We start from the raw sequence: 24,873 nt of genomic DNA, 5'->3' as shown, positions 1-24,873 counted from the left end.
GTCAGTACAGGACGTTCTTCGACGCCTGCGAATCGAGGTTCTGCTTGTCGACCATCACGACGCCGGTATCGATCAGCTTCGGCGCGGGCTTGCGCGCGATCACGTCGAGCGCCGTGCGCACGCCCTGGTTCCCCATTTGCCACGAGCCCTGCACGGCGATCGCCTGCACGGTGCCGTCGCGCACGAAGCCCTGCAGGTCCTCGTTGCCGTCGAACCCGATCGCCACCACCTTGCCCACCTTGCCCGACTGCTTCAGCGCACGGCCCATCCCGACCGCGGTCGGCTCGTTCGCGCCGAAGATGCCCTTCAGGTCCGGGTTCGCCGACAACACGTCGGTCGTCTGGTTCAGTGCGGTCGCCATTTGCGATTGCGAGTAATACGGGCCGACGATCTGCAGCTTCGAGTGGCGCTCGATGTACTTGCGGAAGCCGCCGACGCGGCTGACCTCGGACCCCGCGCCCGGCACGTACGACATGATCGCGATCTTGCCGGACTGCCCGACACGATCGATCAGCGCCTTCGCGCACAACGCCCCCGCCTTCTCGTTGTCGGTCGACAGGAACGCCTGGTAGTACGGCTTGCCGGCATCCGAGATGGCCGAGTCGATCAGCACGACGGGAATGTGCGCTTCCCACGCCTTCTTGATCGCGGGTACGAGCGCATCGGGATCGGACGGCGCGAGCACGATGGCCGCCACATGACGCGTGACCGCGTTGTCGACCATGTTGACCTGCCCGCTGATGTCGGATTCGGCCGCCGGCCCCTGGAACGTCATCGTGTAGCCGCTGGCCCCGTCGAGCGCCGCCTTCGCGCCTTTCTGCACGTTCTGCCAGTAGTTCGAATTGACCGTCTTGACGATCACCGCGATCTCGCCGCCGGCCGCATACGCGCCGCTGTTGCATGCCGCGAACAGGCACGCCGAGGCCGCCAGCAGGATGGATTTGTTCATGTCTCGCTCCGCTTCTCGTTGGTAGGGACTGCTTGCTGCCGGTCAGGGCCGGCGATTGCGCAACTGGTCGATCCAGACCGTGCCCAGAATCACGACGCCGATGATGATCTGCTGGATGAAGCTCGACACGCCGTTCATGTTCAGGCCGTTGCGCAGCACGCCGATCACGAACGCGCCGATCGCCGTGCCGGAGATCGTGCCGACGCCGCCCATCAGCGACGTGCCGCCGATGACCGAGCTGGCGATGGCGTCGAGCTCGTACATCACGCCTTCGTTCGGCTGCCCGGTGACGAGCCGCGACATCAGCACGCAGCCGGTCACGCCCGCGAGCGCGCCGGACAGCACGTAGGTGAACAGCTTCACGCCCTGGACGTTCACGCCCGACAGCCGCGCCGCCTCGGCGTTCGAGCCGACCGCGTAGATGTGACGGCCAAGCGACGTCCTCGACAGCAGCACGGACACCACGACGAACAGCACGATCATGATCACGACCGGATACGGAATGCCGGGAAACGTCGTGTCGGGGAACCCGTCCGCGCCAATGTGCGAGATCCGCAGCAGCGCGCCGTTGCCGAGCGCGCCGAACGCGTCGCCGAGATCCGATACGGGCCGGGCGCCCGTGATCTGGAGCGCGATGCCGCGCGCGACGAGCATCATGCCGAGCGTCGCGATGAACGGCGGCAAGCCCATGCGCGTCACGCAGATGCCGTTGACGAGCCCGCACAGCGCGCCGACCAGGATGCCGGCCGCCATCGCGGCGGGCACCGGCACGCCCGCCTTGACCAGCAGCGCGGCGCACACGCCGGCCAGCGCGAGCACCGAGCCGACCGACAGGTCGATGCCGCCCGTGATGATGACGCAGGTCGCGGCCACGCCCAGATAGGCGATGGAGGTCACCTGCAGGCCGACGGTCATCAGGTTGTCGACCGAGAAGAATGCCGCGCTCGATATCGAGAACGCGAACACGAGCACGACGAGACTGCCCAGCGCCGCGAACTTCTGGATCAGGTCGCGCCGCCGCTGTCGCGCCGCCCGCTCGTCGGCCTGGCTCCGATCGGATGTCATTTCAAGCATGGGAACGCCCCGACGCATAGTGCATGATCTCCTCCTGACTGGTGTGTTTCGTGTCGAGCACCGCGGTCAATCGACCTTCGTGAAAAACGGCGATCCGGTCGGTCATGCCGAGCAGCTCGGGCAGTTCCGAACTGATCAGCACCACGCCGACGCCGTCGGCGGCGAGCCGGTCCATCAGCCCGTAGATCGCGAACTTCGCGCCGACGTCGATCCCGCGCGTCGGTTCGTCGAAGAACAGGATCTTCGAGCCGCGGTAGAGCCATTTTCCGATGACGACCTTCTGCTGGTTGCCGCCGGACAGGTTGCGCACGCGCTGGTGCACGGACGGCGTGCGAATCGCGAGGTCCTGCACGTAGCGGCGCGCCACGTCGAGCTCGTCGTCGAAGCGCAGGAAGCCCAGGCGCGACGAGATACCCCGCACGTTCGCGAGCGTGAGGTTCGCCGCGACCGGCATCGGCAGCGCGAGCCCCTCCTTCTTGCGGTCCTCCGACAGATACGCGATGCCGTGCCGGATCGCCTCGCGCGGCGAGCGGATCGTCACGGGCCGGCCGTGCAGCGCGATCGTGCCGCCGTCCGGGCGATCCGCGCCGAAGATCGCGCGGGCGATCTCGGTGCGGCCGGCGCCCATCAATCCCGCGAAACCCAGAATCTCGCCGCGGCGCAGCGCGAACGACACCGGTCCGAACACGCCGTCCCGGCGCAGCGCGCGCACGTCGAGCAGCACGTCGTCCGTCGGCACCGATTGCCGGGACGGATAGGCGTCGTCGAGCGTGCGTCCGACCATGCGCGCGACGATGTCGTCGAGGCTCACGTCGGCGAAATCGTCCGTCGAGATATGGCGCCCGTCGCGCAGCACGGTCACGCGATCGACGATCTGCGCCATTTCGTCGAGGCGATGCGAGATATACAGAATCGCCACGCCGTCGGCCCGCAGTTCCTCGATGATGCGGAACAGCTGCACCGTTTCCGACTCCGTCAGCGACGACGTCGGCTCGTCCATGATCAGCACGCGCGCGTCGTGCGACAGCGCCTTCGCGATCTCGACCATCTGCTGCTGCGCGATGGACAGCACGCCGACCTTCGTCGTCGGCGCGACATTCAGGCCGATCCGCGCGATGCAGCGCGCCGCGTCCGCGTTCATGCGCTTCGTATCGACGAACGGCCCGCGCCGCGGCTCCCGCGCGAGGAACAGGTTCTCCGCCACGCTCAGGTGCGGGACGAGATTGAGTTCCTGGTGAATGATCGCGATGCCGGCCGCCTGCGCTTCGGAGGCCGAACGGAATTGCACCGGTGCGCCGCGATAGTGAACGACGCCCTCGTCGGGCAGGTACTGACCGCTGATGATCTTCATCAGCGTGGATTTGCCCGCGCCGTTTTCGCCGCACACCGCATGCACCTCGCCGCGGCGCAGGTCGAGGCGAATGCCGTCGAGCGCCACGACGCCCGGGAAGCGCTTGCGAATGCCGTCCAGGCGCAGGATCTCCCGGTCGGTTTCGTCCTGCGCGGCCTGGCCGGGCAGATTGCGAGGCAATGCCATTGCGTCTCCTGGGGGCGGATCGACCTCGGCTTCGTCTGGTCAGTCCAATTTGGAGGGATTACATCAATCAAACCTATTTTGGTCAAGCCAATTTAACTATCTCAATCCCGATCTTACCAATAGTGAAAACCCGGACATCCGGATGAACCCGCCACTGCAAAGGGCGATGCGGCGGGCGTGATAGACTCCGCGACACGCGCTTGCGCCGAAAGCGCATTGACCCCAATCCATCGGATGAAATCGACAGAACCCAAGCGGCTTTACCAATCGGTCGCGGCCCAGATCGTCGCGTTGATTCGCCAGGGCGAATTCGCGATCGGCGAGCGGCTGCCGCCGGAGCGCGAGCTGGCGCTGACGCTCGGCGTATCGCGCCCGTCGCTTCGCGAGGCGCTGATCGCGCTGGAAATCGGCGGGCAGATCGAGATCCGGATGGGCTCCGGCGTCTATGTCCGCGACACGGCGGCCGACGATGTCGGCACGATGGTCACGCTCGGCGACAGTCCGTCGGAATTGATGCAGGCCCGCGCGGCCATCGAAGGCAGCGTGGCCGCGCTGGCCGCCGCGCGGATGACGGCCGCGATGCTCGACCGCCTGCGCCGCACGCTTCAGCGCATGAAGCGGCTCGCGGAAGCCGGCAAATCGCCGGTCGAAGCCGATCGGCAGTTCCACATGCTGATCGCGGAAGCCGCCGGCAATTCGGTGCTCACACGCTTCGTCGGCGAGCTGTTCGACAGCCGCCACGATCCGATCGCGACCGCGATGCGCGGCCACGCGGAAAATCCGCAGACGTGGACGGCCGCCGTGCGCGAGCACGAGGACGTGCTCCTCGCGCTACAGGCCGGCGATCCGATCGCGGCGCAGACGGCCATCCGCGCGCATCTTCGCGCGTCCGAAGCGCGGTGGATCGAGGGTGGCCTGAAAGCCGAGCCGGATTGACCGCTGCGGGCGTCGGCACATGCGGGCGAGCGCGTTGCCAAACGAGGCCGGCCCGATATCCGTCCCAATCTCCGTCCGGATCTCCGCTGAAAAAATTCCGGCGCTTGCCGCGTGAATGCGGCAGCGCAATCGCGCGTCACGCCGACCGGGTCCGGCCGATTCGCGCGAGCCGCTGCCCGCGACGCCGAGGGCAGGCCGTTGGCGCCGCGACACGCGGGCCCGGCCACGCGCTATTCAACGCCCTGCAACGCCGCCCGTTCGCTCGCCGTGCGGCGCGGCGGCAATGAGCGCGGGACCAGGCTCGTCACCAGCACCGAGCCCACCACCAGCAGCCCCGCGACCACCGCGAGCCCGGCATACGGCGCGCCGGTCCGCGCAAACAGAGCGCCGACCAGCCACGAACCGAACGCGCCGCCGAGCGAACCCAGCATGCTGATGACCGCGATGCCCGCCGCCGCCGCCCGCCCGGTCAGTTGCGCCGCCGGAATCGTCCAGAACACGATCGGCACGGTGAACGCGCACAGCTGCGCGATCGCCAGCAAGGTCACGGTGAGCCAGACATGGCCGACAGCGAAGCGCAGGAACAGCAGAGCGCACGCGGTGACGAGCATGCAGGCCGCCGTATGCCACCGGCGCTCGCCGTACCGGTCGGAACTCCATGCGATCGCCACATTGCCGATCATCGTGAACACGGAAATCAATCCGGACAACCAACCGATTCCGGCGACACTCGTCACCCCGGCCGCCTTCAGCACCGTGGGCGACCAGAACGTCACCGTGCCCATCCCGACGTACACGCAGAAATAGATCGCCGCAAGCCCCAGCACGCGCGCGTGGCGGACAATGTCGAGAACGCCCACCCGGCCATGGCCGATCACGGCCGAGGCCCGCTCCGCGTCAAGATCGCGCAAGAGCGCCTGCCGGTCCGACGGCGACAACCATGCCGCCTGTTCCGGCCGGTCGCTCAGCATCAGCGGCGCAACCAGCCCGAGCGCGATGGCCGGCAATCCCTCGATCAGAAACAGCCACTGCCATCCGCGCAACCCCATCGCGTCCTGCATGTGCGCCATGATCCAGCCGGACAGCGGCCCGCCGATCATCCCGGCGACCGGAACGGCGAGCAGCAGCACGCTGTTGACACGGGCGCGCACCGCATCCGGAAACCAGTACGACAGGTACAGGATCAGGCCCGGAAAGAAGCCGGCCTCGGCGGCGCCGAGCAGAAAACGCACCACATACAGCGACGCGCTGCCGGTCACGAACATCTGCGCGACCGTGCAGAGGCCCCATAGCACCATGATTCGCATGAGCGTGCGGCTCGCGCCGATGCGCGCCAGCAGCAGATTGCTCGGCACCTCGAATGCGGCGTAACTGATGAAGAAGATGGCCGCCGCGGAGCCGAATACGGCTTCGCTCAAGCCGAGGTCCTGCAGGAACTGCAGCTTGGCGAATCCGATGTTGACGCGATCGACGAAGTTGACGACGTAGCAGAGGAACAGAAACGGAATCACGCGTAGCGCGATCCGACGATACAAGAAGGCAGGGGATGACTCGGACATGGACCGCTCCCGGTATGTGGAAATGCGTCGACCGTCGTTTGCATTGCGTGGGGGCCGCCAGCGATGGCGTCGACACACGTTGCGCGCGCACGAGCGGGCGAAGCTTTGCCGGATGATTATACAAATCCCGTAATTCGGTATTTATCGGTAGTTAACACGAGAGAGGCCGTTGGACGCTACGCACGCGATGCCGCCGCAACCCGAACCCGTCAGTTTCGTAATAAATATCGAAAAAACTCGATCACCAGGCCCTCTTTTCCGCGTGCAAGGTATCGCGCGACACCCTATGTAAACCCCATCATAAAAATAAATACAATCCCTTATAATGAGATTTACAAAAAATAGATCCCCGAGGGTTGAGATCGCCTCCCCCCGTGTTTTTTTCTGGATATGATCGTCGGGGAAACTGGCCGCGTCGTACGGCACCTTCGGAAGCCATCCAGGCGAACCGCGCGCATGGCGCGAGCCCGCTGCCCGCGCCTGGCAGCATGAGCCGGCTTCGGCCGGCGTCGAATTTGAGACGGAATGCATTAGCCACGCCATGAACCTGCACGCTGAAACACTGTGCTTCTCGGATGTGTTCCTCCATTCGCAGGCGATCGTGAACTGGTCGCAGCACTACGATCAGATCAGTCCGGGCACGGCCACGACCACGTTGCGCCAGGTCGCCGGCCAGCGCTTTCACGTCTTTCGCGAACGCATCAACCAGCGCGTGATGCAGCACGGACTCGCGCCGCGCGGCCGGCTCTGCTTCGCACTGCCGATCGCCAGTGCGGTTGCGCCGGTGGTCCAGGGCCGTACCGTCGAGCGCCCGAGCCTGCTGACGCTGCGCGGCGGCGAGGAATTCGTCGCGCACCTTCCGAGCGACACCGAAGTGCTCGCCTTCACGATCGATCGCACCCTTACCGCCGATCGCGAGGTCGACGAACTCGCGCACCTGCCGGCGCGCATCCTGCAGCAGCCGGTACTCCCCATCGCGCCCGCGCGTTACCGCGATGCACTGGACGGCCTCGAGCAGGTACTCTGCCAGGCGCTCGACCGCGATTCGCTCACGGCGCGCGATGCGTTCGACGAACGCGTGCTCGCGCACAGCGTCGTCGGTATCCTGCTCGACCTCGTGCAGACCGACGCGTCCGGCGCCGGCGCGCTGCCGTCGGCGTCGACGCAGAGCTACATCGTGCGCCGCAGCCAGGAGATCGCGCTCGACAGCGACGACGTGCCGACCGTCATCGATCTCTGCCACCACCTGCGCATCAGCCGCCGCACGCTGCAATACAGCTTCCAGAACGTCGTCGGCACGACGCCGACGGCCTACCTCCGCTCGATCCGGCTGAACGCGGTGCGGCGCTTCCTGATGACGACGCCCGAGACGATACGCATCGGCGACGCGGCGGCGCAATTCGGCTTCTGCCACTTCGGGCGCTTCTCCGCGTACTACCAGCAACATTTCCACGAGTTGCCGTCGCATACGCCGCGCCTGAGCTGAGTCCGTGCGCAAGCGCCGTGACGCCGCATCCGGGTAATCCCCTGCCGCTCGACGCATGCGGATTGCCGATAGCGGACAACGCCCGGTTTTTCGGCACCGTAAATTGCGTCGTCGGCCTGCTCCGCGGTGCGTTGCACCGGGCGGCCGGCCAAGCGCACACCGGTGTCGCCGGCGAACATCAGCCTCCATGGCCGGTTCGTCAGGATCGGCCCGCGGCACCGGGATATTGATCAGACATGCCGGTGTCGATTCCTGATGGACGATCCGGTCAGCGGGACTACTCATGAACGAATCGTCATCCCGGTCCGACGCGGGGCTCAGCAGGAACGCGGTCGGACTCTCACACATCGTCTTCTTCGTCGTCGCCGCGGCCGCGCCGCTCACCGCGATGGTCGGCGCGACGCCCGCGGCATTCTCGCTCGGCAACGGCCCCGGCGTGCCCGGCGTATTCGTGCTGGCCGGCATCATGTACCTGATCTTCAGCATCGGTTATGCCGCGATGAGCCGGCATATCTCCAATGCGGGCGCGTTCTACGCGTATATCGCGAACGGGCTCGGACGTCCGGCCGGCGTGGGTGGCGCGTTCATCGCGATCGTCGCGTACAACGCGGTGCAGATCGCGATCTACTGCATGTTCGGCTTCTTCCTGAACGACAGCATCCAGCGCCACTACGGCGTCGACGTGCCGTGGTGGGCGTTCGCGCTCGCCTGCGTCGTCGCCGTCCATGTCTGCGGCGCGCGGCGCATCGAGTTCAGCGGCCGGCTGCTCGGCATGCTGATGATCGGCGAGATCGCGATCGTGATGCTGCTCGATCTCGCGATCGTCGCGCACGGCGCGAGCACCGGCGGCTTCAGCGCGAAACCGTTCAGCCCGTCGACGGTGTTCGCGCCCGGGCTGGGCACCGCGCTCGTGTTCGTCCTCGGCTCGTACATGGGTTTCGAGGCAACGGCGATCTTCTCCGAGGAGGCACGCGACCCGAAGCGCACGATTCCGCGCGCGACCTACGTTGCCGTGCTTCTCATCATGGCGTTCTACGCGCTGTCGTCGTGGGCGATCGTCGAGGCATGGGGGGAGAGCCGGATCGCCGCGCAGGCGGCCCACGACCCGGCCAATCTCTGGTTCGCCGTCAGCGGCCGGCTGCTCGGCGGCATCGCGACGGACGCGATGAACGTCCTGCTCGTCACGAGCCTGTTCGCGGCCATCCTGTCGTTCCACAACACGATCACGCGCTATTTCTACGCGATGGGCCGTGAACGTGTGCTGTGGCGCAAGCTCGGCCATACGTGCCCCGTGCATCGCTGCCCCGACGTCGCCGGCAAAGTGCAGACGCTGATCGCGCTCGCGGCCATCGCCGGATCGGCCGCCTTTCGCCTCGACCCGTTCGCGGTCGTGTTCTCGTGGATGAGCGCGCTGGCCACGATCGGCATCATCGCGGTGCAGATCCTCGTGGCGGCCTCGGTGATCGCGTTCTTCGCGCGCGATCGCCGGGATGCCAGCGTCGTGCACCGCCTGATCGCGCCGCTCGTCAGCATGATCGCGCTCGGTGCCTGCCTCGTGCTGGTCGTACGCAACCTGTCCGTGCTGAGCGGATCGGATTCCACCTTTGTCGCGATGTTTCCGTATTTCCTGGTCGCCGTCGGCGCGCTCGGCATCCGCGCCGCCTTGCGATTGAAGCGCAGCGATCCCGACCTGTACCGCGCACTCGGGCGCGCCGTCCAGTAGCCGCCCCCGGACGGTGCCGCACGGCACCGCCGTCGCACGACGCCCCGTCGACGCTGTCCCGGTGCCGGCGACCCGCGCCCGCTGCGTCGCGCCGGCGCGGGTATTCCCTGTCCCGATCGCCTCGCAACGATTGCCGATAGCGGACAAGGCCCGCGATTTCATCGACATACAGTGAAAGCGACGTTGAAGCCGCACCGTGGCCGCTGCCCTCGCCGCCACCGGTTCGGCCCGACGATTCGCCCCTGGGAAACACGGACACCATGATGAAAATTCAGAATCTGATCGGCGGCCGGCATTGCGATGCCTCCGCCGGCCGCACCTTCGAAAAACTTGCGCCGGCGACGGGCGACTACGTCGCCGCGGTGCCCGCGTCGAGCGCCGAAGACGTCGATCGCGCCGCGCGTGCCGCGCACGATGCCCTGCACGACGACGCGTGGGCCCGCGCGGGCGGGCCGGCCAGAGCCCGCTGGCTGCTGCGGCTGGCGGACCTGGTCGAACGCGACGGCGATGCGCTGACGCAGCTGCTCGCCGTCGAGCAAGGACGGCCGCTCGCCGAGATGCGCATGATGGACCTTCCGATGTGCATCGACACGCTGCGCTACTTCGCCGGCTGGGCCGACAAGCTCGAGGGCCGCACGATTCCGACCGATGGCTTCATGGGCCGCCCGACGCTCAGCTACACGCGGCGTGCGCCGGTGGGCGTGGCCGGCCAGATCATCCCGTGGAACGCGCCGCTGATGATCGCCGTGTGGAAACTCGCGCCGGCGCTGGCGGCCGGCTGCACGGTGGTCGTCAAGCCGTCGGAGGATGCGCCGCTGGCCGTGGCCCGGCTCGGCGAACTCGCATGCGAAGCCGGCCTCCCTGCCGGGGTCGTCAATATCGTCCACGGCGTGGGCGCGGAAGTCGGCGCCGCACTGGTCGCGCACCCGCTCGTCAACAAGATCAGCTTCACGGGCAGCACCGAAGTGGGCCGCGCGATCGCAGGCGCCGCGGCGAAGACCTTCAAGCGCGTCACGCTCGAACTGGGCGGAAAAGCCGCGCAGATCGTCTTCGCGGATGCCGATCTCGACCGTGCGATCCCGTCGCTGATGGCCGGCATGTTCGCGAACCAGGGCCAGACGTGCGCCGCCGGCTCGCGCGTGCTCGCGCACCGCTCGATCGCGCCCGCACTCGAAGCGCGGCTCGCCGATGCGGCCCGCGCGATCCGCGTCGGTCCGCCGTCGGAGCCCGGCGTGCAGATGGGCGCCCTCATCAACCCGCGTCACCTCGCACGCGTCCGCGCGCTGGTCGACGGCGCGCTCGCCGAAGGCGCCGTGCTGCTGGCCGGCGACGAACAGCTGCCGCCGCGCGGCTGCTTCATGCGCCCGACGGTGCTCGGCGGCGTCCATCCGGGCATGCGGATCGCCCGTGACGAAGTGTTCGGCCCGGTCGGCATGGTCATGCCGTTCGACACCGAGGACGACGCCGTCCGCATCGCCAACGACACGCCGTTCGGCCTGTCCGCTTCCGTGTGGACGCAGGACGTCGGCACCGCGCACCGCGTCGCCGAGCGGCTCGACGTCGGCGCCGTCGCGATCAATGCGTGGAGCCCGATCGACGCGCGCCTGCCGTGGGGCGGCACCAAGCAAAGCGGGATCGGGCGCGACCTGTCGAAGGCCGCGCTCGATTCGTACCTCGAGGAAAAGATCGTCACCGCAGCCCTGTGATCCCGCGGCGCACACCGCGCCGCCTCCTGTTCAAGCACTTCGTAAGAGAGACGAGAGACACCATGGACTATCAAAAGCGTCAAAAACGATTCTGGCATCCGATGAGCTCGGCGGCCGCCGGGCATACGACCCCCACCGTCGTCATCGCGCGCGGCGACGGCAACTATGTGTACGACGTCGAAGGCCACCGCATGCTCGACGGCGTCGGCGGCCTGTGGAACGTCAACGTCGGCCACAACCGGCCGGAAGTGAAAAGCGCGATCGCCCGGCAGATGGACGAACTGTCGTACTACCAGACCTTCGACGGCGTCGCCCACCCGCGCGTCTACGACCTGGCCGACCGCCTGTGCGCGATGTTCGCGCAGGAAGACATGCAGCGCGTGATGTTCGGCAGCGGCGGCTCCGACGCGATCGAGACCGCGCTCAAGATGGCGCGCCAGTACTGGATCGCCGCGGGCGAGCCGTCGCGCACGAAATTCCTGTCGCTGCGCAACGGCTATCACGGCGTGCACATGGGCGGCACGTCGATCGGCGGCAACGGCGTCTACCATTACAATCACGGCCCGCTGCTGCCCGGCTGCGTGCTGCTCGATACGCCCTGGCTCTATCGCAACCCGTGGAACTGCGACGATCCGCAGCAGCTCGTCGAGCATTGCATCGGACAGCTCGAGGAAACGATCGCGTTCCACGGTCCGCAGACCATCGCCGCGTTCGTCGCGGAACCGGTCCAGGGCGCGGGCGGCCTGATCGTCCCGCCGGCCGATTACTGGGCGCGCGTGCGCGACGTATGCGACCGCAATGGCATCCTGCTGATCGCCGACGAGGTGGTGACGGGCTTCGGCCGCACCGGCAGCATGCTCGGCAGTCGCGGCTGGGGCGTCGCCGCCGACATCCTGTGCGTCGCCAAGGGGATTTCGGCCGGCTACGTGCCGCTCGGCGCGACGCTGTACAACGGGCGCATCGCGCAGGCGATCGAACACGGCGCGGGCTTCTCGCACGTGGTCATGCACGGCTACACGTACAGCGGGCATCCGCTCGCGTGCGCCGCGTCGCTCGCGGTGCTCGACATCGTCGAGGCCGAGGATCTGCCGGGCAATGCGGCACGGGTCGGCCAGCGCCTGCTCGAGCAGCTTCAGCCGCTGAAAGCCGACTTCGAGACCGTCGGCGACGTGCGCGGCAAGGGGCTGATGCTGGCGCTCGATCTGGTGACCGACAAGGCCAGCCGCACGCCGCTCGATCCGGGCCAGGGGTTTGCGGCGCGCGTGGCCGATGCCGCGCGCAAGCGCGGGGTCCTGGTCCGCGCGATCGCGAACAAGGTCGTGATGTCGCCGCCGCTGACGCTGCTGCCGGACGAAGCCGACTTCATCGCGGTCACGCTGCGCGAGGCGCTGCAGGCGTGCTGCGCGGATTCGCGGTCGATCGCCTGACGCCGCCGGCCTTCGTGCACGGGCCCGGCATCCCGGGTTCGTGCGCATGGCCATGCCCCCGCGCGCCGATGGGCACCCTCGCGGGACGTCGATGCCCGGCGCCCCGCCCGCCGTTATTTCGTTTTCGAGGATCACACGCCAAATGGAAAACCAGGCCGTTGCATTCACGGTGGAGAAATACCCGCTCGCCCTTCGGCTGCTGCACTGGGCCCGGGCGATCCTGATCGGTGCGCAGCTGTGGACCGGCTGGACCATGGTCCGGCTCGACGACAACCTGCCGGCCAAATTCGACTGGTACTACCCGACCCACAAGGAATTCGGCGTGCTCACGCTGCTGGTGGTCGTCACGCAACTGGCGATCCGCTCGATGAAGCCGTTGCCGCCGCTGCCTGCGACCCTGCCGAGGCTCGACCGCAAGCTCGCCAAGATCGGCCACATCCTGCTGTACACGCTGGCGATCGTCGTGCCGCTGATGGGTTATTCGATGTCCAGTACCTATACGCAGAGCGACGGCGTGCCGTTCTTCCTGTTCCGCGTGCCTGAGCTGCTGCCGAAAAACGACCACTGGTTCGAGGCGTTCCAGTGGCTGCACCGGACGCTGGCCTACACGTTGCTCGCGCTCATCGTCCTGCACGTTCTCGGCGCGCTGAAACACCGGTTCTTCGACCGCAATCCGGAAAACGACGTGCTGCGGCGGATGCTGTAACGCCGCCGCTGTCCGGGCGCGCGGCCCGGTCGGGATTCGCCTTCGGGCCGCCTGTTGACGGCGGCCCGGTTTCCTGAATTTTCCTTACTTCGTTTTACTAACTACTACCGGACCGGTTCGGGCGTCCGATGCCCCTGCACGCCCTCGAAACCGGTACCGCGCCGGCAATCCGGCGCTCACCTGGAGATCGACGATGAAGAAGATGATTGCGGCCGTATCGGCCGCCGGCGCGATGGGATTCGGCCTGACGGCCCATGCGCAGAGCAGCGTGACGCTGTACGGGCTGATCGACGAAGGCGTCAATTTCACGAGCAACGCGGGCGGCAGCAAGGCCTACCAGATGGTCAGCGGCGACACCGTCGGCAGCAACTGGGGACTCAAAGGCACCGAAGACCTCGGCGGCGGCCTGAGAGCGCTGTTCCAGCTCGAAAACGGCTTCAACGCAAGTACGGGCGCGCTCGGCGTGACGTCCCGGATGTTCGGCAGGCAGGCTTATGTCGGACTCGATTCCGACCGGTTCGGCACGCTCACGCTCGGCCGCCAGTACGACCCCACGCTCGACATGTGGAGCCCGTTCACGGCCACCGGAAACTGGCTCGGCGACTTCGGTGCGCACCCGTACGACAACGACAACGCCGACTGGGACTACCGCATCCAGAACAGCGTCAAGTACGTGTCGCCCGCGTATGCCGGCTTCAAGGGCGAAGTGCTCTACGGCCTCTCGAACCAGGCGGGCGGCTTCGCGCGAAACCGCGTCTACAGCGCGGCCGTGCAGTACCAGATGGGCGCGTTCTCCGCCGCCGTCGCCTACCTGAAGGCGAACAACGGCGGCGCGACCGCGGGCGGCGCGCTGTCGAGCGACGACACGGTATTCAGCGGCCGCTCGCAGCAGAACATCGATGCCGGCGCGTCATACAAGTTCAGCGACACGTTCACGCTCTCCGCCGCGTATTCACACGTTGACGTGACCCACCCCGAGTCGAATCTCTACTTCGCGAACCCGCCCGCGGCAGGCACGCAGAACGCCTGGAAATTCGACAACTTCGAGGTCAACGGCCAGTATTTCTTCCGGCCGGACCTCTGGCTCGGTGCCGCCTATACGTTCACGCACGCGCATGTCGCCACGACGGCCGGCGACGCATCGCCGAGCTGGCACCAGTTGTCGATGATGCTCGACTACGACCTCAGCAAGCGGACCTCGACCTACATCCAGGGTGCGTACCAGCATGCGACCGGCAACACCGGTACCGACTTCGACTATGCGCACGTGCTCGGCACGGCCGGGCAGTCGTCGGGCCGCAACCAGCTGGCGCTGCGGATCGGGATGATGCACCGGTTCTGAGCGCGGCGACCCGCGAGCCGGGTTGCCGCACGCGGCAACCCGGGCTTTCCCGTGCGGTCAGAACTGATGCCGCACCCCGACGCGCACCGCGGTCTGCGACGCGCCTGCCGCCGCTGCGCCGAGCGCGGCCTCGACCTGGGCGCCGTAAGCACTGTCGTGCCCGCGCGCGAACACAGCGTACAGCCCGGTGCGCTTCGACAGCGAATAGTCGGCGCTCAGCGTGATCTGGTTGGCCGAGCCGATGTCCCCGCCGCGCTGCTGGTACTGGAAACCGCCGCCGAGCTGCAACGAGGGCGTGACCGCATAGGTCAACCCGGCGTCGTAGGTGGTGGCGCGCAGCGGCGCGGCGGCGCTGATCCGGACGTCCGACACCATGCCGAAGACGCGGAACGCCCCGACGTTGTAGCCGGCCCCGCCCGAGAAGTTGCGCAGATTGCCGCCGGCCGTCACGTCGTGCTGGCCGAAATAGGCGAGCGCGGCGCTGAACGCGCCTTGCGTGTAGGACAGCATCGCGCTTTGCACACTGCCGCGCGCGACCGTGCCGGGCACGTTGCCGAACCCCCACATGCCGCCGAACGCGACACCGCCGAACGTCGGACTCACGTACTTCACCGCGTTGTTCACCTGCACACCCCACACGCGGTTGTCGAGCGCGCCGCCCGCCGACGCGTTCGCCGGCAAGCCCCACGCGAGCAGCCCGGCCGGCGTGTTTGCGCCAATCGCGAACGACGGCATGAGATCGCCGACGAAATCGAACTGCCGCCCGAGCGTCACGGTGCCCCAGTCGCCGCCGAGCCCGACGTAGGCTTGCGAACTGAACGCGGAGCCCGGCACGGTCAGCGTGCCGTCCGATGTCTGGAACTGGCTTTCGAGCCGGAATACCGCGAAGTTGGCGCCGCCGAGATCTTCCCTGCCCGTCAGACCCCACACGTCGTTGCGCGACACGCCCGCCTGCAGCGCGAGCTGGCGGCCGCCGTGCGGCGCGGATGCGACGTCGCTCGTATAGGTGATGCCGGTGTCCAGCGAACCGTAGAGCGTCACGCTCGACTGCGCGAACACCGGCGAAACGGCACCGCAGCCGCACAGCGCCATCATCTTCAACCACGTTCCCATCTTCTTCTCCTCATCGAGTTTTCGCGCGTCGCGTCCGCGAGCCGGACGCACGCAGTCCGCGTCGGGTTGCACGATTTTCACCATTAACATAGGATTCCATATTGATTTGATGCGCAGCACCCGCCGTGCCGTCGCTTGCATATGCCAGACGCGTTCCTTGATGCAAGTCCCGTTGCCGCCGCCACGACTTAAGTTAGACTACGGCCCTGCCGTCGCCGATGTGTCGCGTCACCCGCGACCGCGGCGCGGCGCGAGCCGTTTCCGATCCTCCCGTTCCATTGCCGCAAGCCGCCTGATTTCCGGATCACGTCATGTCGAGCCTCACCAAAATGCTGTCCATCCTCGACGTCTTCTCTTCGTCCGCGACGTCGATGACCGCCGAGGAAATCGCCGAACACCTGGGTTTTTCACGCACCACGTGTTATCGCTACGTGAAGGAACTGGCTTCCGTCGGCCTGCTCGTCGGCACCAACGGCCGCTATACGCTGGGCCCGCGCATCATCCATCTCGACTACAACATGCGGCAGTCGGACCCGACGCTCACCGCCGCGAAGCCCGTCATCCAGAAACTGGTCCAAGTCACCGGCGGCGATGCACTCGTGTCGACGCTGTTCGACGAACAGATCATCAACGTCATGCACGAAACCGGCGCCGAGAACCTGCAGCTCGGTTTCGGCCGCGGCCGCATCATGCCGCTGTTCCAGGGCGCGTCGTCGAAAGTGATCGTGGCCGCGATGTCGCGCGCGCGCCTGAAACGGCTGCACGAACGGCACAATGCCGCGTTCGGCGAGTTCGCGGCCGACTGGACGCAGTTCTGGCGGCACTGCCAGCAGATCGTCGAGACCGGCTACTGGATCTCGCGCGGCGAACTCGACGCCGGTTTCGTCGGCATCGCCGCCCCGATCCGCACCGCCAGCAGCGGCGAGATCAACAGCAGCCTGTCGCTGGTCTTCCGCGCCGAGCACTTCGCGCTGTTCGACGAGCACGTGCTCGGCAAGCTGCTGATCGACGCCACCGCGCAGATCGGCGAAGCTACCTGAAGGCTGGCGCGACGCCGCGCGCGGGCGCCGGCGCGCGCACCGTCAGTTCAGTTGCGTGATGAATTTGGTGACCAGATAACCGTCGAAGGTCTCCGTGCCTCCCTCGCTGCCGAAGCCGCTGTCCTTCACGCCGCCGAACGGGATCTCCGCCGGCCCCATGCCGAAGTGATTGATGTTGACCATGCCGGCCTCGAGCGCGCGGCCGATGCGGTGCGCGTTGCGTGCCGATGTCGTGAATGCGTACGACGCCAGGCCGAACGGCAAACGATTGGCCTCGGCGAGCGCATCGTCGAGTGCATCGAACGGCACGATCCCGACGATCGGGCCGAACGGCTCGTCGTTCATCAGGCGCGCCTCGCGCGGCGGCGCCACGACGACCGTCGGCGCGAAGTAATGGCCGGGCCCCGGCAAACGCGTGCCGCCCGCGACGATCGCCGCGCCGTTCGCCTTCGCGTCGGCGACGAACGCGTCAATCTCCGACACGCGCCGCGCATGCGCGAGCGGCCCCATCGTGACGCCCTCATCCAGTCCGTAGCCGACGCGGATCTTGCCGACCGCTTCCAGATACGCGGCAACGAAGCGGTCGAATGCCGCGCGTTGCACGAAGAACCGCGTCGGCGACACGCACACCTGCCCGGCATTGCGAAACTTGTACGCGGCCAGCATCGTCGCGGCGCGCTCGATCTCGGCATCCGCGCAGACGATCACCGGTGCGTGTCCGCCCAGCTCCATCGTCATGCGCTTCATGTGCGACGCGGCGAGCGCCGCCAGCCGCTTGCCGACCGGCACCGAACCGGTGAACGAGATCTTGCGCACCTGCGGCGCCTCGATCAGCTGCGTCGACACGTCGCCCGGCACACCCCACACGATGTTCAGGCAGCCCGGCGGCAACCCCGCATCGTGGAAGAGGTGCGCGAGCGCGACGATCGCGCTCGGCGATTCCTCGGGCCCCTTCAGCACCAGCGTGCACCCGGACGCAAGCGCGGCCGCGATCTTGTGCATCGCCTGGCTGAACGGGAAATTCCACGGCGAAAACGCCGCGCACACGCCGATCGGCTCCCGCAGCACCGTCTGCATCACGTCCGGCGAACGCGCGGGCACGACGCGGCCGTAGGTGCGACGCCCCTCCTCCGCGTGCCATTCGAGCTGTTCCGCGGACGACACGACCTCCGCGACCGCCTCGCGAAGCGGCTTGCCCTGGTCCATCGTGATGTGGCGGCCGATCGAATCGGCGCGCTCGCGCACGAGCGAAGCGGCGCGCCGCAGGATGTCCGAGCGCAAGAGCGGCGACTCGCGGCGCCATGCCGCGAACGCGCGATGCGCGGCATGCACGGCGGCGTCGATATCGGCCCGCGTCGCATGCGGCAGGTCGCCGAGCACGCGGCCGTTGCCCGGATCGACGACGGGCTGCGTGCGCCGGCCGTCGGCCGGCAGGAACCGTCCATCGACATACAGACGAAGCGGCGGATAATCGGCGCACGCATCAGGCACCATGCGCGAAGTCAGCGGCGTAAACGGAATCAAGACGGTACCCTCGGTTGAAAGTGCGCGGTGGGCGCGGACGGTGCGGCGGTCGTGTCACGCCGCCTGTTGCGGCGCTTGCAGCAAGCCGCCGATTTCCTGCCGGAGAATCTGGTTTTCCTGCCTGACGAGCAGATGCCGGACCTTGCCGCGGAACGTCCCGAACTCGGGATCGGCCATCAGCGCGGCCCGCCGCCGCGCACGCATGTCGAGCGAATCGAATGCCCACAGATAGACGAGCTGGTTCAGCGGCCCGACTTCCGTCGCGAAACAGCCGATCATCGTGCCGAGTGCCCGCTCCTGCGCGGCGCGCCCGCATTCCGCATACAGCCGCAGATATTCGGCGACGCCGCCCGGCACCAGCGTATAGGTGCGTTGCTCAACAAACATGCGCTTCCTCCCGTTGTCGCGGCGCGAACGCCTGAAAGGCCGCGGTCGCGCGGGCCATCCCCGCGGCGTCCGTCTGCGCCGCCACGTAGCGATCGGGGCGCACCACCACGAGCGGGCCGGCATGCCGGTCGAACCATGCCGCCAGCGCGTTGTCGACGTCCTCGACGCAGGCGCTGCCGTGCACACTGGTCACGCGCCGGGCGCGACTCGTCCCGCTGCGCGAACGGCTGACCTGCACGAAGGTCGCGCCGAGCGACGTCCAGTACGCACGATCGTCGTCACTCAGGCACGCTTGCGGATCGCACTGCCAGCCGACGATCGAGAACCACGGGCCCAGCACGTCGTCGAGTTTGCGGCGCAGGCCATCGGCCGTTTCGACGTCGGGCTGCACGATCATCCTGCCGACCGCATCCGAGCGGCCCGGCAGCACGATGCCGCGCGTGTAGCTCGGCATCGGCTTGAACCGCATCTGCAGGATGTAGTCCTTCAGCCCCGGTGCGAAGCGGACGAGCCCAAGAACGCGATCGCGCAGAAACGCGACGAGCCGGTTGGTCGGCATCAGCATCGCGCCGAAGGTGTCCGCGAGGTCGATCATCGCCTTCGCGTGATCGCGCCGCTCGGATTCGTACGTCGAGATCACGCCGGGATGCAACGCGCCACGGACGATGCCGGCCAGCTTCCACGCGAGGTTGCCCACGTCGCGCAGGCCCGCGTTCAGGCCCTGGCCGATCCACGGCGGACTCAGGTGCGCGGCATCGCCGACGAACGCCACGCGACCGACGACGAAACGCTCGGCCACGCGCGAATGGTGCGTGTAGGTGCGCGCCCGCACGATCTCGACGCGCTCGATGTCGTCGACGTACGGCGCGATCAGCGCGCGAATCGAGTCGGGCTGGGCGATCGCCGCTTCGTCCTCGTGCGGAAACACGAGAAATTCCCAGCGCCGGAAATCGAACGGCAGATAGATGCAGACGTTCGGGCGACGCGGGTCGCAGTTCAGCGCCGTGCAAGGCTGGTCGAGGCCGGCGTTCTTCACGTCGACCACGACCCACTTGATCGGATGCGTCGTGCCGGCGAGCATGACGCCGAGCAGCTCGCGCATCGGGCTGCGTCCGCCGTCGGCCGCGACCACGTAGTCGGCCTGGAGCGCGTACTGCCGGCCGTCCGCGCGGCGCACCTGCAACGTGACGCCTCCGTCGTCCTGTTCGACATCCACCACTTCCTGACTGGTCCGCAGCGACACGTGCGGATAGCGGGCCAGCCCGGCGCGCAGCGTTCGTTCGGCCAGTTGCTGCATGAAGATGTTGCGCCGCCACCAGCCGAATTCGCGGATCGACGGGCGGATATCGGCAAAGCATGCGCCGTTCGCCTTGAACATGCGCAGCGGCACGTTCTGGATGATGTCGCGGCTCAGTTCGTCGGCGAGCCCCGCTGTCTGAAACATCCGCAACGCTTCGTCGTCGATGCCGACCGCGCGCGGAAATTCGACGATCTCCGCGGCCTTCTCGACGATCACCGTCGCGATGCCGTAGAGGCCGAGCAGATTCGCCATCGCCACGCCGTTCGGCCCCGCGCCGACGATCGCGACCGAGGTCCGCTCCGGATTGTTCGCCTTCATGCGTCGGCCCCCGTCCGCCACGCCGGATCGTCGAGACGATCGAGCCATGATCGCAGTGCGCGATTGAATGCATCGGGCTGGTCGTCATGCACGTAATGCGTCGCGCCGGGCAGGTCGATCCGTTCGATTCCCGCATTGGCGGCCGCCATTTCGGCCGCCACTTCCGCGGACAGGAAGTCCGACGCGCCGCCGCGCAACAGCAGGGTGGGCACGTGCAGGTTGAGGACGAGCGGCCACAGATGGACGAGCTGCTCCGGCGTCGCGGCCAGCCGTGCCGCCGCGATCCCGGCGGCGTCGTGCCGCCACACGATCCGTCCGTGCGCGTCTTCCTTCAGCGAGTGCGCGACGCGCGAATCGAGCGCGGATTCCGCGATGTTCGGCCGCTGATGCCGCCAGAATGCGCGCGCGTCGTCCCACGACGCGAACGCGTCCGGCGTTTCCTTCAGCTCGCGCTTGATGCGCTCGGCACCTTGCGAGCCGGCCGACGCGCCCGGGCCCATGTCCTCGATCACGAGACCGGCAAGCCGGTCCGGATTCGATGCCGCGTAGACGAACGCATTGGCGCCGCCCATCGAATGCCCGGCCAGCACGAATCGTCGCAGGTCGAGCGCGCGCACCAGCGCATCGAGATCGCGCACGTAGGCCGCCGCGTAATAGTCCCGCCGCGGATCCCAGTCGCTCAGCCCGCGCCCGCGCTGATCGAGCGCAACGACCCGGTAGCGGTCGGCCAGCGCGTCGGCAACGGGCTCCCACGTCCGCGCGTAGCTGCGCAAGCCGTGCAGCATCACCACGGCCGGCGCATCGTCGCGCCCCCAGCTCACGTAGTGCAGCCGCAACCCGTCGCTCTCGACCCATCCATCCTTGACGGACACCGTATTCATCATTCGCTCTCCGGCAGCCCCTGCTTTCACACCAGGCCGTCGCGACCGACGATCTCGCTCGCCTTCAGGCCGCCGAGCCGCGCGTGCAGGCGGCCGCGCGTCGCGAACGCGAAGATCACCAGCACTTCGTCGTCGTTGGGCGCGTCGGGAAACAGGCAGGTCACCGTGTCGTAATGCGAGCGCACGTAGAGCGCATCCTTGTGCGCGAGCGGCACGTCGATCACCGTGTTGATCGGGCCGCGCTTGCCGCTCGACGGCACCCACGACTTCCCGCCGCCGAGCGCGGCACGGATCGGCTCCGCGAAGATCGACGTGAGGAACGCGTTGCCGTGTTCGTATTCGCCGGCCGAGCCGACCAGGCACGCCTTGCCGTAGCTCTCGATCGCCTGGCCCGCCGCGAGCGACGCGATGCGTCGCGCGAATTCCTGCCCGAGCGCCGGCGACGGGCGTACGAGATCGTCAAGATTTTCGCTGTACCGCCCCGCATACGGGTTGTGCACGGCCGCGGCGATCACGATCTTGCGCAGCGGCTCGCCGTCCGCGAGCTGGCCGGTCTCGTTCGCGAGCGAATCCTCGATCTGCGTATACCACTTGCGGATATGAAAGCCTTCGAAATTGGCGATCTTTCTCATCAGTAATCCTCTATAAAGTATCGATGATGTCGGAATGAATGGACGGCGCGTCAGTCGAACAGCGGTTCGAGCTGGAACGGATCGCTGGGCGCGTTGTACCGGTGCAGCACGCGCTTGCCTTCCTCGTCGTCCGTGACGGTTTCGCAAAAGAATTCGAGCCGGTTGCCGTCCGGGTCCGAAAAATACACGCCGATCCCGACCTTGTGATCGGTGATCTTCACGATCGGCACGTCGCGACGGATCAGCATCCCGTACAGGCGGCGCAGTTCGGTCAGGCCGCCCGCGATTTCGAGCCCGTAGTGCTGCAGGCCGATCGTGCCGAGTTCCGCATCGGACGCCGCGCGAATCAGCGCGATGTCATGGTGTTTCTGGCCGAACGACATGAACACCCACTGCTCGCCGCGAGCGGTTTCCGTCATGCCGAGCACGTCGGCATACCAGATGCTCGAGCGCACCGGATCGCGCACGAACAGCGACAGGTGCGTGCGCTGCACGCGCGGTACCGGCAGCGGCAGCCCAAGCGCGTTCGCATGCGCCGCCCGTTGCTGGAGGTCAGGCTGGGTCATCGCTCGCTCCGCTCAATGCGTCGACTGCGCGTGGGCAACGAGCGGCGCTTCGAACGGCGTCCACGCCACGGCCGTGATCTCGCTGAAATCGCGCCATTCCTTGGTCCAGCTCCGGCCGCCGTCGTGCGAACGGAACAGGTGCCCGTACTTGGTCCCCGCATAGACGAGCCCGGGCCGCGCCGCATGGACGCCAAATGCCCAGAACGTCGAATTCGGCGGCGTGCGCAGATCCGTCTCGTGCCATGCACGGCCGCGATCGGGCGAGCGGTAGATACGGCTGCGCGTGCCCGGCGTACCGTCGCCGATCGCCATCAGCAGGTCGCCGCCGGGCGCCGCCAGCTGGACGACCGTGCGCGTGTAGTACAGCCCGTCGAAGCGGTCGCGCGACAGCTTGCCGTCCCAGGTCAGGCCGTCGTCGTCGCTCACGTGCACCGCGTTCACCGTCAGCAGCACCGTCGTCTTCGGCTGGTGCGGCCCGGCGGGCAGCACGGCGATCGCATGAATGTCGCTGTTGCGGATCGCCGTGCCGGGGCCGTCCACGCGCGTCCAGGTCGCACCGGCGTCGCGGCTGCGCCATGCGCCGCCTTCCTCCACGCCGTACCACACGTTGCGGCCGTCTTCCGGGTCCACGCAGATCGTCAGCAGCCGCGGACGATTGACGCCCGAACAGAACTCCGGGAACTCGGGAGCCGTTCGCGCCCAGGTCAGACCCGCGTCGCTCGACTTGTAGAGCGCGGCGCGCGACGGCGCGCCGGTGCCCGCATACAGCACGGCCGGATTCGCGGGATCGATCGCGATGGACCAGACTGTCTGCCCGTTCAGCAGGTTCTCGGGGCGAAACCAGTGCGCGCCGCCATCCTCGCTGATGCACAGCCCCGAATCGGCGCCGGCATACACCCGCGACGGCGTCGCGGGGTCCACCGCGAGCGCGCGCACGATGCCGTCGAACTCGATGGGCTCGTCCAGCCCGAGGCGATGCCAGGTCTTGCCGTCGTCGTTCGAGCGCAGGATGCCTTGTCCGGCGGTGGCGACCAGTACGGTTGCGGTCATGCGATGTTCCTTGTGTCAGAGAAAAATGCCGCGCGTGAGCCCGCCGTCGCAGCCGATCGACTCGCCGGTGATCGAGCCGGACTTCGGGGACGCGAGAAACGCCACGATCCATCCCATTTCCTCCGGCTGCAGCACGCGCCGGATCGGCGTGACCTTCACGTAGTTGGCCTCGACCTCCGCGGCCGTCAGCCCCTGCTTCCGCGCTTCCTTCTCGTAGAGCTCGTGAATGTGCGGCGTCTCGACCACGCCCGGGTGAATCGTGTTGACCGTGATGCCGAACGGGCCGAGCTGGTCGGACAGCGTCTTGGTCAGGTGCACGATCGCGACGTTGCGCATGCCGGACAACTGCTTGCTGCCGCGGCCCGTGAGCCCGCCGACATTGACGATCCGGCCGAAACCGTGGCGCCGCATGTAGGGCGCGGCCGCCTTCGCGCAACGCAGGTAGCCGACGACCTTGATGTCGATGTCCTGGAGCAGCCCCTGCGGATCCGCGTGCTCCAGCTCCGCGCGCACGAGGCCGCCCGGATGCGCGGCGCCGTTCAGCAGGATGTCGAGCCGGCCGAAACGTTCGACGCTCGCCGCCATCGCCGCTTCGACGGACGCCATGTCGGTCGTGTCGAGCGTGACGGGCAGGATCGCGCCGGCCGCGTCGCCCAGCGGCGCGAGCGTCGCGCGAATCTCGGCGGCGGCGGCCTCGAGGTGTTCGAGGCGTCGCGCGGCAATGGCGACGTTGACGCCTTCGCGCGCCAGTTCGAGCGCGACCGCCTTGCCGATGCCCATGCTGCCGCCGGTGATGAATGCGGCTTTTCCGTGGAGTTGCAGGTCCATAACGATGAAAGATCAGAGTCGGGAGTGAAGAAGTCGGCGGGCGACGCGATCAGGGCAGGCACATTTCGATGAGCCGCGGCCCGTCGGTGTGCGCGAGTGCGTCGTCGAGCGCCTGGGACAGCGCCTGCACCGTGCTCGTACGCTCGGCCGGTACGCCGTAGCCGCGCGACAGCGCGAGCCAGTCGATCGGCGGATCGTCCAGCAGCGTCAGGCGGCTCGCGTGCGGCGTGTCGGCCGGCAGGCCGCCGCGTGCGAGCTCGGTCTGCAGGATGCCGTAGCGCCGGTTCGAGGCGATCAGCATGACGATCGGCAGACGCTCGCGCGCCATCGTCCACAATGACTGGATCGTGTACTGCGCGCTGCCGTCGGACTGCAGCGCGAACACGCGGCGTGCCGGGCACGCGACGGCGGCGCCGAGCGCCACCGGCAAACCCTGGCCGATCGCGCCGCCGGTATTCGTGAGGATCGTGTGACGGCGCGCGCGCGCCGACGCGGTCACGAACGGATAACCGCACGTGCCGCCCTCGATCGACACGATCGCGTCGTCGGGCAACGCATTCGCCAGCACGCGACCGACGGCTTGCGGCGTCAGCGGCCCGCTTTCCACCTGCCAGCGCTCGACGGGCACGCCGCCGGCGCCCTCCGGCGCGCCGATGCGCGCGGCCAGCGCGTCCAGCGCGTCGTCCGCCGCGTCGCCCGGCCCGGCCAGCGTCACGATGTCCTCGGGGCGCGCGAGTTCTCCGGGAATGCCTTCGTAGCCGAAGTACGTGACGGGAGCGAGCGCCCCCA

22 protein-coding genes are annotated in these 24,873 nt (G+C 67.7%); 8 read left to right on the top strand and 14 right to left on the bottom strand.

Annotated features, from left to right (window positions below; all coding sequences use genetic code 11):
- Position 1: 1 nt before the first annotated feature.
- From G3N62_RS03985 to G3N62_RS03975, 3 genes are read right to left on the bottom strand one after another with little or no spacing between them, the layout of a single operon-like run.
- Complete coding sequence (locus G3N62_RS03985) at positions 2–949, bottom strand: ABC transporter substrate-binding protein (RefSeq protein WP_124670005.1); 948 nt, start codon at positions 947–949, stop codon at positions 2–4.
- Positions 950–991: 42 nt separating this feature from the next.
- On the bottom strand, positions 992–2,023 hold the full coding sequence (locus G3N62_RS03980) for an ABC transporter permease (protein ID WP_034191814.1): 1,032 nt from the start codon (positions 2,021–2,023) through the stop codon (positions 992–994).
- Positions 2,016–3,560, bottom strand: a complete 1,545-nt coding sequence (locus G3N62_RS03975) for a sugar ABC transporter ATP-binding protein (RefSeq protein ID WP_124670006.1) — start codon at positions 3,558–3,560, stop codon at positions 2,016–2,018. The genes G3N62_RS03980 and G3N62_RS03975 overlap by 8 nt, the downstream gene beginning before the upstream one ends.
- Before the next feature lie 234 nt (positions 3,561–3,794).
- Between G3N62_RS03975 and G3N62_RS03970 the strand changes: the two genes are divergently transcribed.
- The gene (locus tag G3N62_RS03970) at positions 3,795–4,496 is read left to right on the top strand and encodes a FadR/GntR family transcriptional regulator (protein WP_069704844.1); all 702 of its coding nucleotides are present in this window, start codon (positions 3,795–3,797) and stop codon (positions 4,494–4,496) included.
- Between the two features lie 230 nt (positions 4,497–4,726).
- Here the strand turns inward: G3N62_RS03970 and G3N62_RS03965 are convergent, their stop codons facing one another.
- Positions 4,727–6,055, bottom strand: a complete 1,329-nt coding sequence (locus tag G3N62_RS03965) for an MFS transporter (protein WP_124670078.1) — start codon at positions 6,053–6,055, stop codon at positions 4,727–4,729.
- A 541-nt stretch (positions 6,056–6,596) separates the two neighbouring features.
- Here G3N62_RS03965 and G3N62_RS03960 point away from each other — a divergent pair.
- From G3N62_RS03960 to G3N62_RS03935, 6 genes are all read left to right on the top strand, one after another.
- On the top strand, positions 6,597–7,541 hold the full coding sequence (locus G3N62_RS03960; protein ID WP_034191818.1) for a helix-turn-helix domain-containing protein: 945 nt from the start codon (positions 6,597–6,599) through the stop codon (positions 7,539–7,541).
- A gap of 283 nt (positions 7,542–7,824) precedes the next feature.
- Positions 7,825–9,264, top strand: coding sequence for an APC family permease (locus tag G3N62_RS03955; protein ID WP_124670007.1), 1,440 nt, complete (start codon positions 7,825–7,827; stop codon positions 9,262–9,264).
- A gap of 260 nt (positions 9,265–9,524) precedes the next feature.
- Positions 9,525–10,970, top strand: a complete 1,446-nt coding sequence (locus G3N62_RS03950; RefSeq protein WP_124670008.1) for an aldehyde dehydrogenase family protein — start codon at positions 9,525–9,527, stop codon at positions 10,968–10,970.
- Positions 10,971–11,032: 62 nt separating this feature from the next.
- Positions 11,033–12,397, top strand: a complete 1,365-nt coding sequence (locus G3N62_RS03945) for an aspartate aminotransferase family protein (RefSeq protein WP_124670009.1) — start codon at positions 11,033–11,035, stop codon at positions 12,395–12,397.
- Positions 12,398–12,539: 142 nt separating this feature from the next.
- Positions 12,540–13,103 (top strand): cytochrome b/b6 domain-containing protein, encoded by a 564-nt coding sequence (locus G3N62_RS03940; protein WP_124670010.1) that lies wholly within the window; start codon positions 12,540–12,542, stop codon positions 13,101–13,103.
- Positions 13,104–13,296: 193 nt separating this feature from the next.
- Positions 13,297–14,445, top strand: coding sequence for a porin (locus G3N62_RS03935; RefSeq protein ID WP_124670011.1), 1,149 nt, complete (start codon positions 13,297–13,299; stop codon positions 14,443–14,445).
- A gap of 57 nt (positions 14,446–14,502) precedes the next feature.
- On the opposite strand, the gene G3N62_RS03930 is transcribed toward G3N62_RS03935, so the two are convergent.
- On the bottom strand, positions 14,503–15,558 hold the full coding sequence (locus tag G3N62_RS03930; protein ID WP_124670012.1) for a porin: 1,056 nt from the start codon (positions 15,556–15,558) through the stop codon (positions 14,503–14,505).
- Positions 15,559–15,869: 311 nt separating this feature from the next.
- Between G3N62_RS03930 and G3N62_RS03925 the strand changes: the two genes are divergently transcribed.
- Positions 15,870–16,598 (top strand): IclR family transcriptional regulator, encoded by a 729-nt coding sequence (locus G3N62_RS03925; protein WP_034191825.1) that lies wholly within the window; start codon positions 15,870–15,872, stop codon positions 16,596–16,598.
- A 42-nt stretch (positions 16,599–16,640) separates the two neighbouring features.
- On the opposite strand, the gene G3N62_RS03920 is transcribed toward G3N62_RS03925, so the two are convergent.
- The 9 genes from G3N62_RS03920 to G3N62_RS03880 all read right to left on the bottom strand — a co-directional run.
- Positions 16,641–18,092, bottom strand: a complete 1,452-nt coding sequence (locus G3N62_RS03920) for an NAD-dependent succinate-semialdehyde dehydrogenase (protein ID WP_185733079.1) — start codon at positions 18,090–18,092, stop codon at positions 16,641–16,643.
- A gap of 84 nt (positions 18,093–18,176) precedes the next feature.
- Entirely contained in the window at positions 18,177–18,509 is a 333-nt protein-coding gene (locus G3N62_RS03915; RefSeq protein WP_124670014.1) for an NIPSNAP family protein, read from the bottom strand.
- The gene (locus tag G3N62_RS03910; RefSeq protein WP_124670015.1) at positions 18,499–20,127 is read right to left on the bottom strand and encodes a bifunctional 3-(3-hydroxy-phenyl)propionate/3-hydroxycinnamic acid hydroxylase; all 1,629 of its coding nucleotides are present in this window, start codon (positions 20,125–20,127) and stop codon (positions 18,499–18,501) included. Before G3N62_RS03910 ends, G3N62_RS03915 begins: the two co-directional genes overlap by 11 nt.
- On the bottom strand, positions 20,124–21,008 hold the full coding sequence (locus G3N62_RS03905) for an alpha/beta hydrolase (RefSeq protein ID WP_059562687.1): 885 nt from the start codon (positions 21,006–21,008) through the stop codon (positions 20,124–20,126). The genes G3N62_RS03910 and G3N62_RS03905 overlap by 4 nt, the downstream gene beginning before the upstream one ends.
- Before the next feature lie 26 nt (positions 21,009–21,034).
- Positions 21,035–21,640 (bottom strand): amino acid synthesis family protein, encoded by a 606-nt coding sequence (locus G3N62_RS03900; protein WP_124670016.1) that lies wholly within the window; start codon positions 21,638–21,640, stop codon positions 21,035–21,037.
- Between the two features lie 50 nt (positions 21,641–21,690).
- Positions 21,691–22,206, bottom strand: coding sequence for a VOC family protein (locus G3N62_RS03895; RefSeq protein ID WP_059562561.1), 516 nt, complete (start codon positions 22,204–22,206; stop codon positions 21,691–21,693).
- Positions 22,207–22,218: 12 nt separating this feature from the next.
- Positions 22,219–23,256 carry a sialidase family protein gene (locus G3N62_RS03890; protein ID WP_034191830.1) on the bottom strand — a complete coding sequence of 346 codons (1,038 nt, stop codon included), beginning with the start codon at positions 23,254–23,256 and terminating at the stop codon, positions 22,219–22,221.
- A 15-nt stretch (positions 23,257–23,271) separates the two neighbouring features.
- Positions 23,272–24,084, bottom strand: a complete 813-nt coding sequence (locus G3N62_RS03885) for an SDR family oxidoreductase (RefSeq protein ID WP_034191831.1) — start codon at positions 24,082–24,084, stop codon at positions 23,272–23,274.
- 49 nt (positions 24,085–24,133) lie between these two features.
- Positions 24,134–24,873, bottom strand: a 740-nt coding sequence (locus G3N62_RS03880; protein WP_241012837.1) for a thiamine pyrophosphate-dependent enzyme, incomplete at its 5' end; no start/stop codon positions are given.

The sequence above is a fragment of the Burkholderia sp. Tr-20355 genome (assembly GCF_017104685.1).
Taxonomy (GTDB): Bacteria; Pseudomonadota; Gammaproteobacteria; order Burkholderiales; family Burkholderiaceae; genus Burkholderia; species Burkholderia seminalis.
The sequence above is the reverse complement of the archived record's forward strand: the minus strand, read 5'-3'. Positions and strand labels throughout refer to the sequence as shown.

What these genes read in the sequence shown, in the direction of transcription:
- G3N62_RS03985 (WP_124670005.1), bottom strand. Translation starts at nt 949, where the DNA reads ATGAACAAATCCATCCTGCTGGCGGCCTCGGCGTGCCTGTTCGCGGCA.
- G3N62_RS03980 (WP_034191814.1), bottom strand. Translation starts at nt 2,023, where the DNA reads ATGCTTGAAATGACATCCGATCGGAGCCAGGCCGACGAGCGGGCGGCG.
- G3N62_RS03975 (WP_124670006.1), bottom strand. Translation starts at nt 3,560, where the DNA reads ATGGCATTGCCTCGCAATCTGCCCGGCCAGGCCGCGCAGGACGAAACC.
- G3N62_RS03970 (WP_069704844.1), top strand. Translation starts at nt 3,795, where the DNA reads ATGAAATCGACAGAACCCAAGCGGCTTTACCAATCGGTCGCGGCCCAG.
- G3N62_RS03965 (WP_124670078.1), bottom strand. Translation starts at nt 6,055, where the DNA reads ATGTCCGAGTCATCCCCTGCCTTCTTGTATCGTCGGATCGCGCTACGC.
- G3N62_RS03960 (WP_034191818.1), top strand. Translation starts at nt 6,597, where the DNA reads ATGAACCTGCACGCTGAAACACTGTGCTTCTCGGATGTGTTCCTCCAT.
- G3N62_RS03955 (WP_124670007.1), top strand. Translation starts at nt 7,825, where the DNA reads ATGAACGAATCGTCATCCCGGTCCGACGCGGGGCTCAGCAGGAACGCG.
- G3N62_RS03950 (WP_124670008.1), top strand. Translation starts at nt 9,525, where the DNA reads ATGATGAAAATTCAGAATCTGATCGGCGGCCGGCATTGCGATGCCTCC.
- G3N62_RS03945 (WP_124670009.1), top strand. Translation starts at nt 11,033, where the DNA reads ATGGACTATCAAAAGCGTCAAAAACGATTCTGGCATCCGATGAGCTCG.
- G3N62_RS03940 (WP_124670010.1), top strand. Translation starts at nt 12,540, where the DNA reads ATGGAAAACCAGGCCGTTGCATTCACGGTGGAGAAATACCCGCTCGCC.
- G3N62_RS03935 (WP_124670011.1), top strand. Translation starts at nt 13,297, where the DNA reads ATGAAGAAGATGATTGCGGCCGTATCGGCCGCCGGCGCGATGGGATTC.
- G3N62_RS03930 (WP_124670012.1), bottom strand. Translation starts at nt 15,558, where the DNA reads ATGGGAACGTGGTTGAAGATGATGGCGCTGTGCGGCTGCGGTGCCGTT.
- G3N62_RS03925 (WP_034191825.1), top strand. Translation starts at nt 15,870, where the DNA reads ATGTCGAGCCTCACCAAAATGCTGTCCATCCTCGACGTCTTCTCTTCG.
- G3N62_RS03920 (WP_185733079.1), bottom strand. Translation starts at nt 18,092, where the DNA reads ATGGTGCCTGATGCGTGCGCCGATTATCCGCCGCTTCGTCTGTATGTC.
- G3N62_RS03915 (WP_124670014.1), bottom strand. Translation starts at nt 18,509, where the DNA reads ATGTTTGTTGAGCAACGCACCTATACGCTGGTGCCGGGCGGCGTCGCC.
- G3N62_RS03910 (WP_124670015.1), bottom strand. Translation starts at nt 20,127, where the DNA reads ATGAAGGCGAACAATCCGGAGCGGACCTCGGTCGCGATCGTCGGCGCG.
- G3N62_RS03905 (WP_059562687.1), bottom strand. Translation starts at nt 21,008, where the DNA reads ATGAATACGGTGTCCGTCAAGGATGGATGGGTCGAGAGCGACGGGTTG.
- G3N62_RS03900 (WP_124670016.1), bottom strand. Translation starts at nt 21,640, where the DNA reads ATGAGAAAGATCGCCAATTTCGAAGGCTTTCATATCCGCAAGTGGTAT.
- G3N62_RS03895 (WP_059562561.1), bottom strand. Translation starts at nt 22,206, where the DNA reads ATGACCCAGCCTGACCTCCAGCAACGGGCGGCGCATGCGAACGCGCTT.
- G3N62_RS03890 (WP_034191830.1), bottom strand. Translation starts at nt 23,256, where the DNA reads ATGACCGCAACCGTACTGGTCGCCACCGCCGGACAAGGCATCCTGCGC.
- G3N62_RS03885 (WP_034191831.1), bottom strand. Translation starts at nt 24,084, where the DNA reads ATGGACCTGCAACTCCACGGAAAAGCCGCATTCATCACCGGCGGCAGC.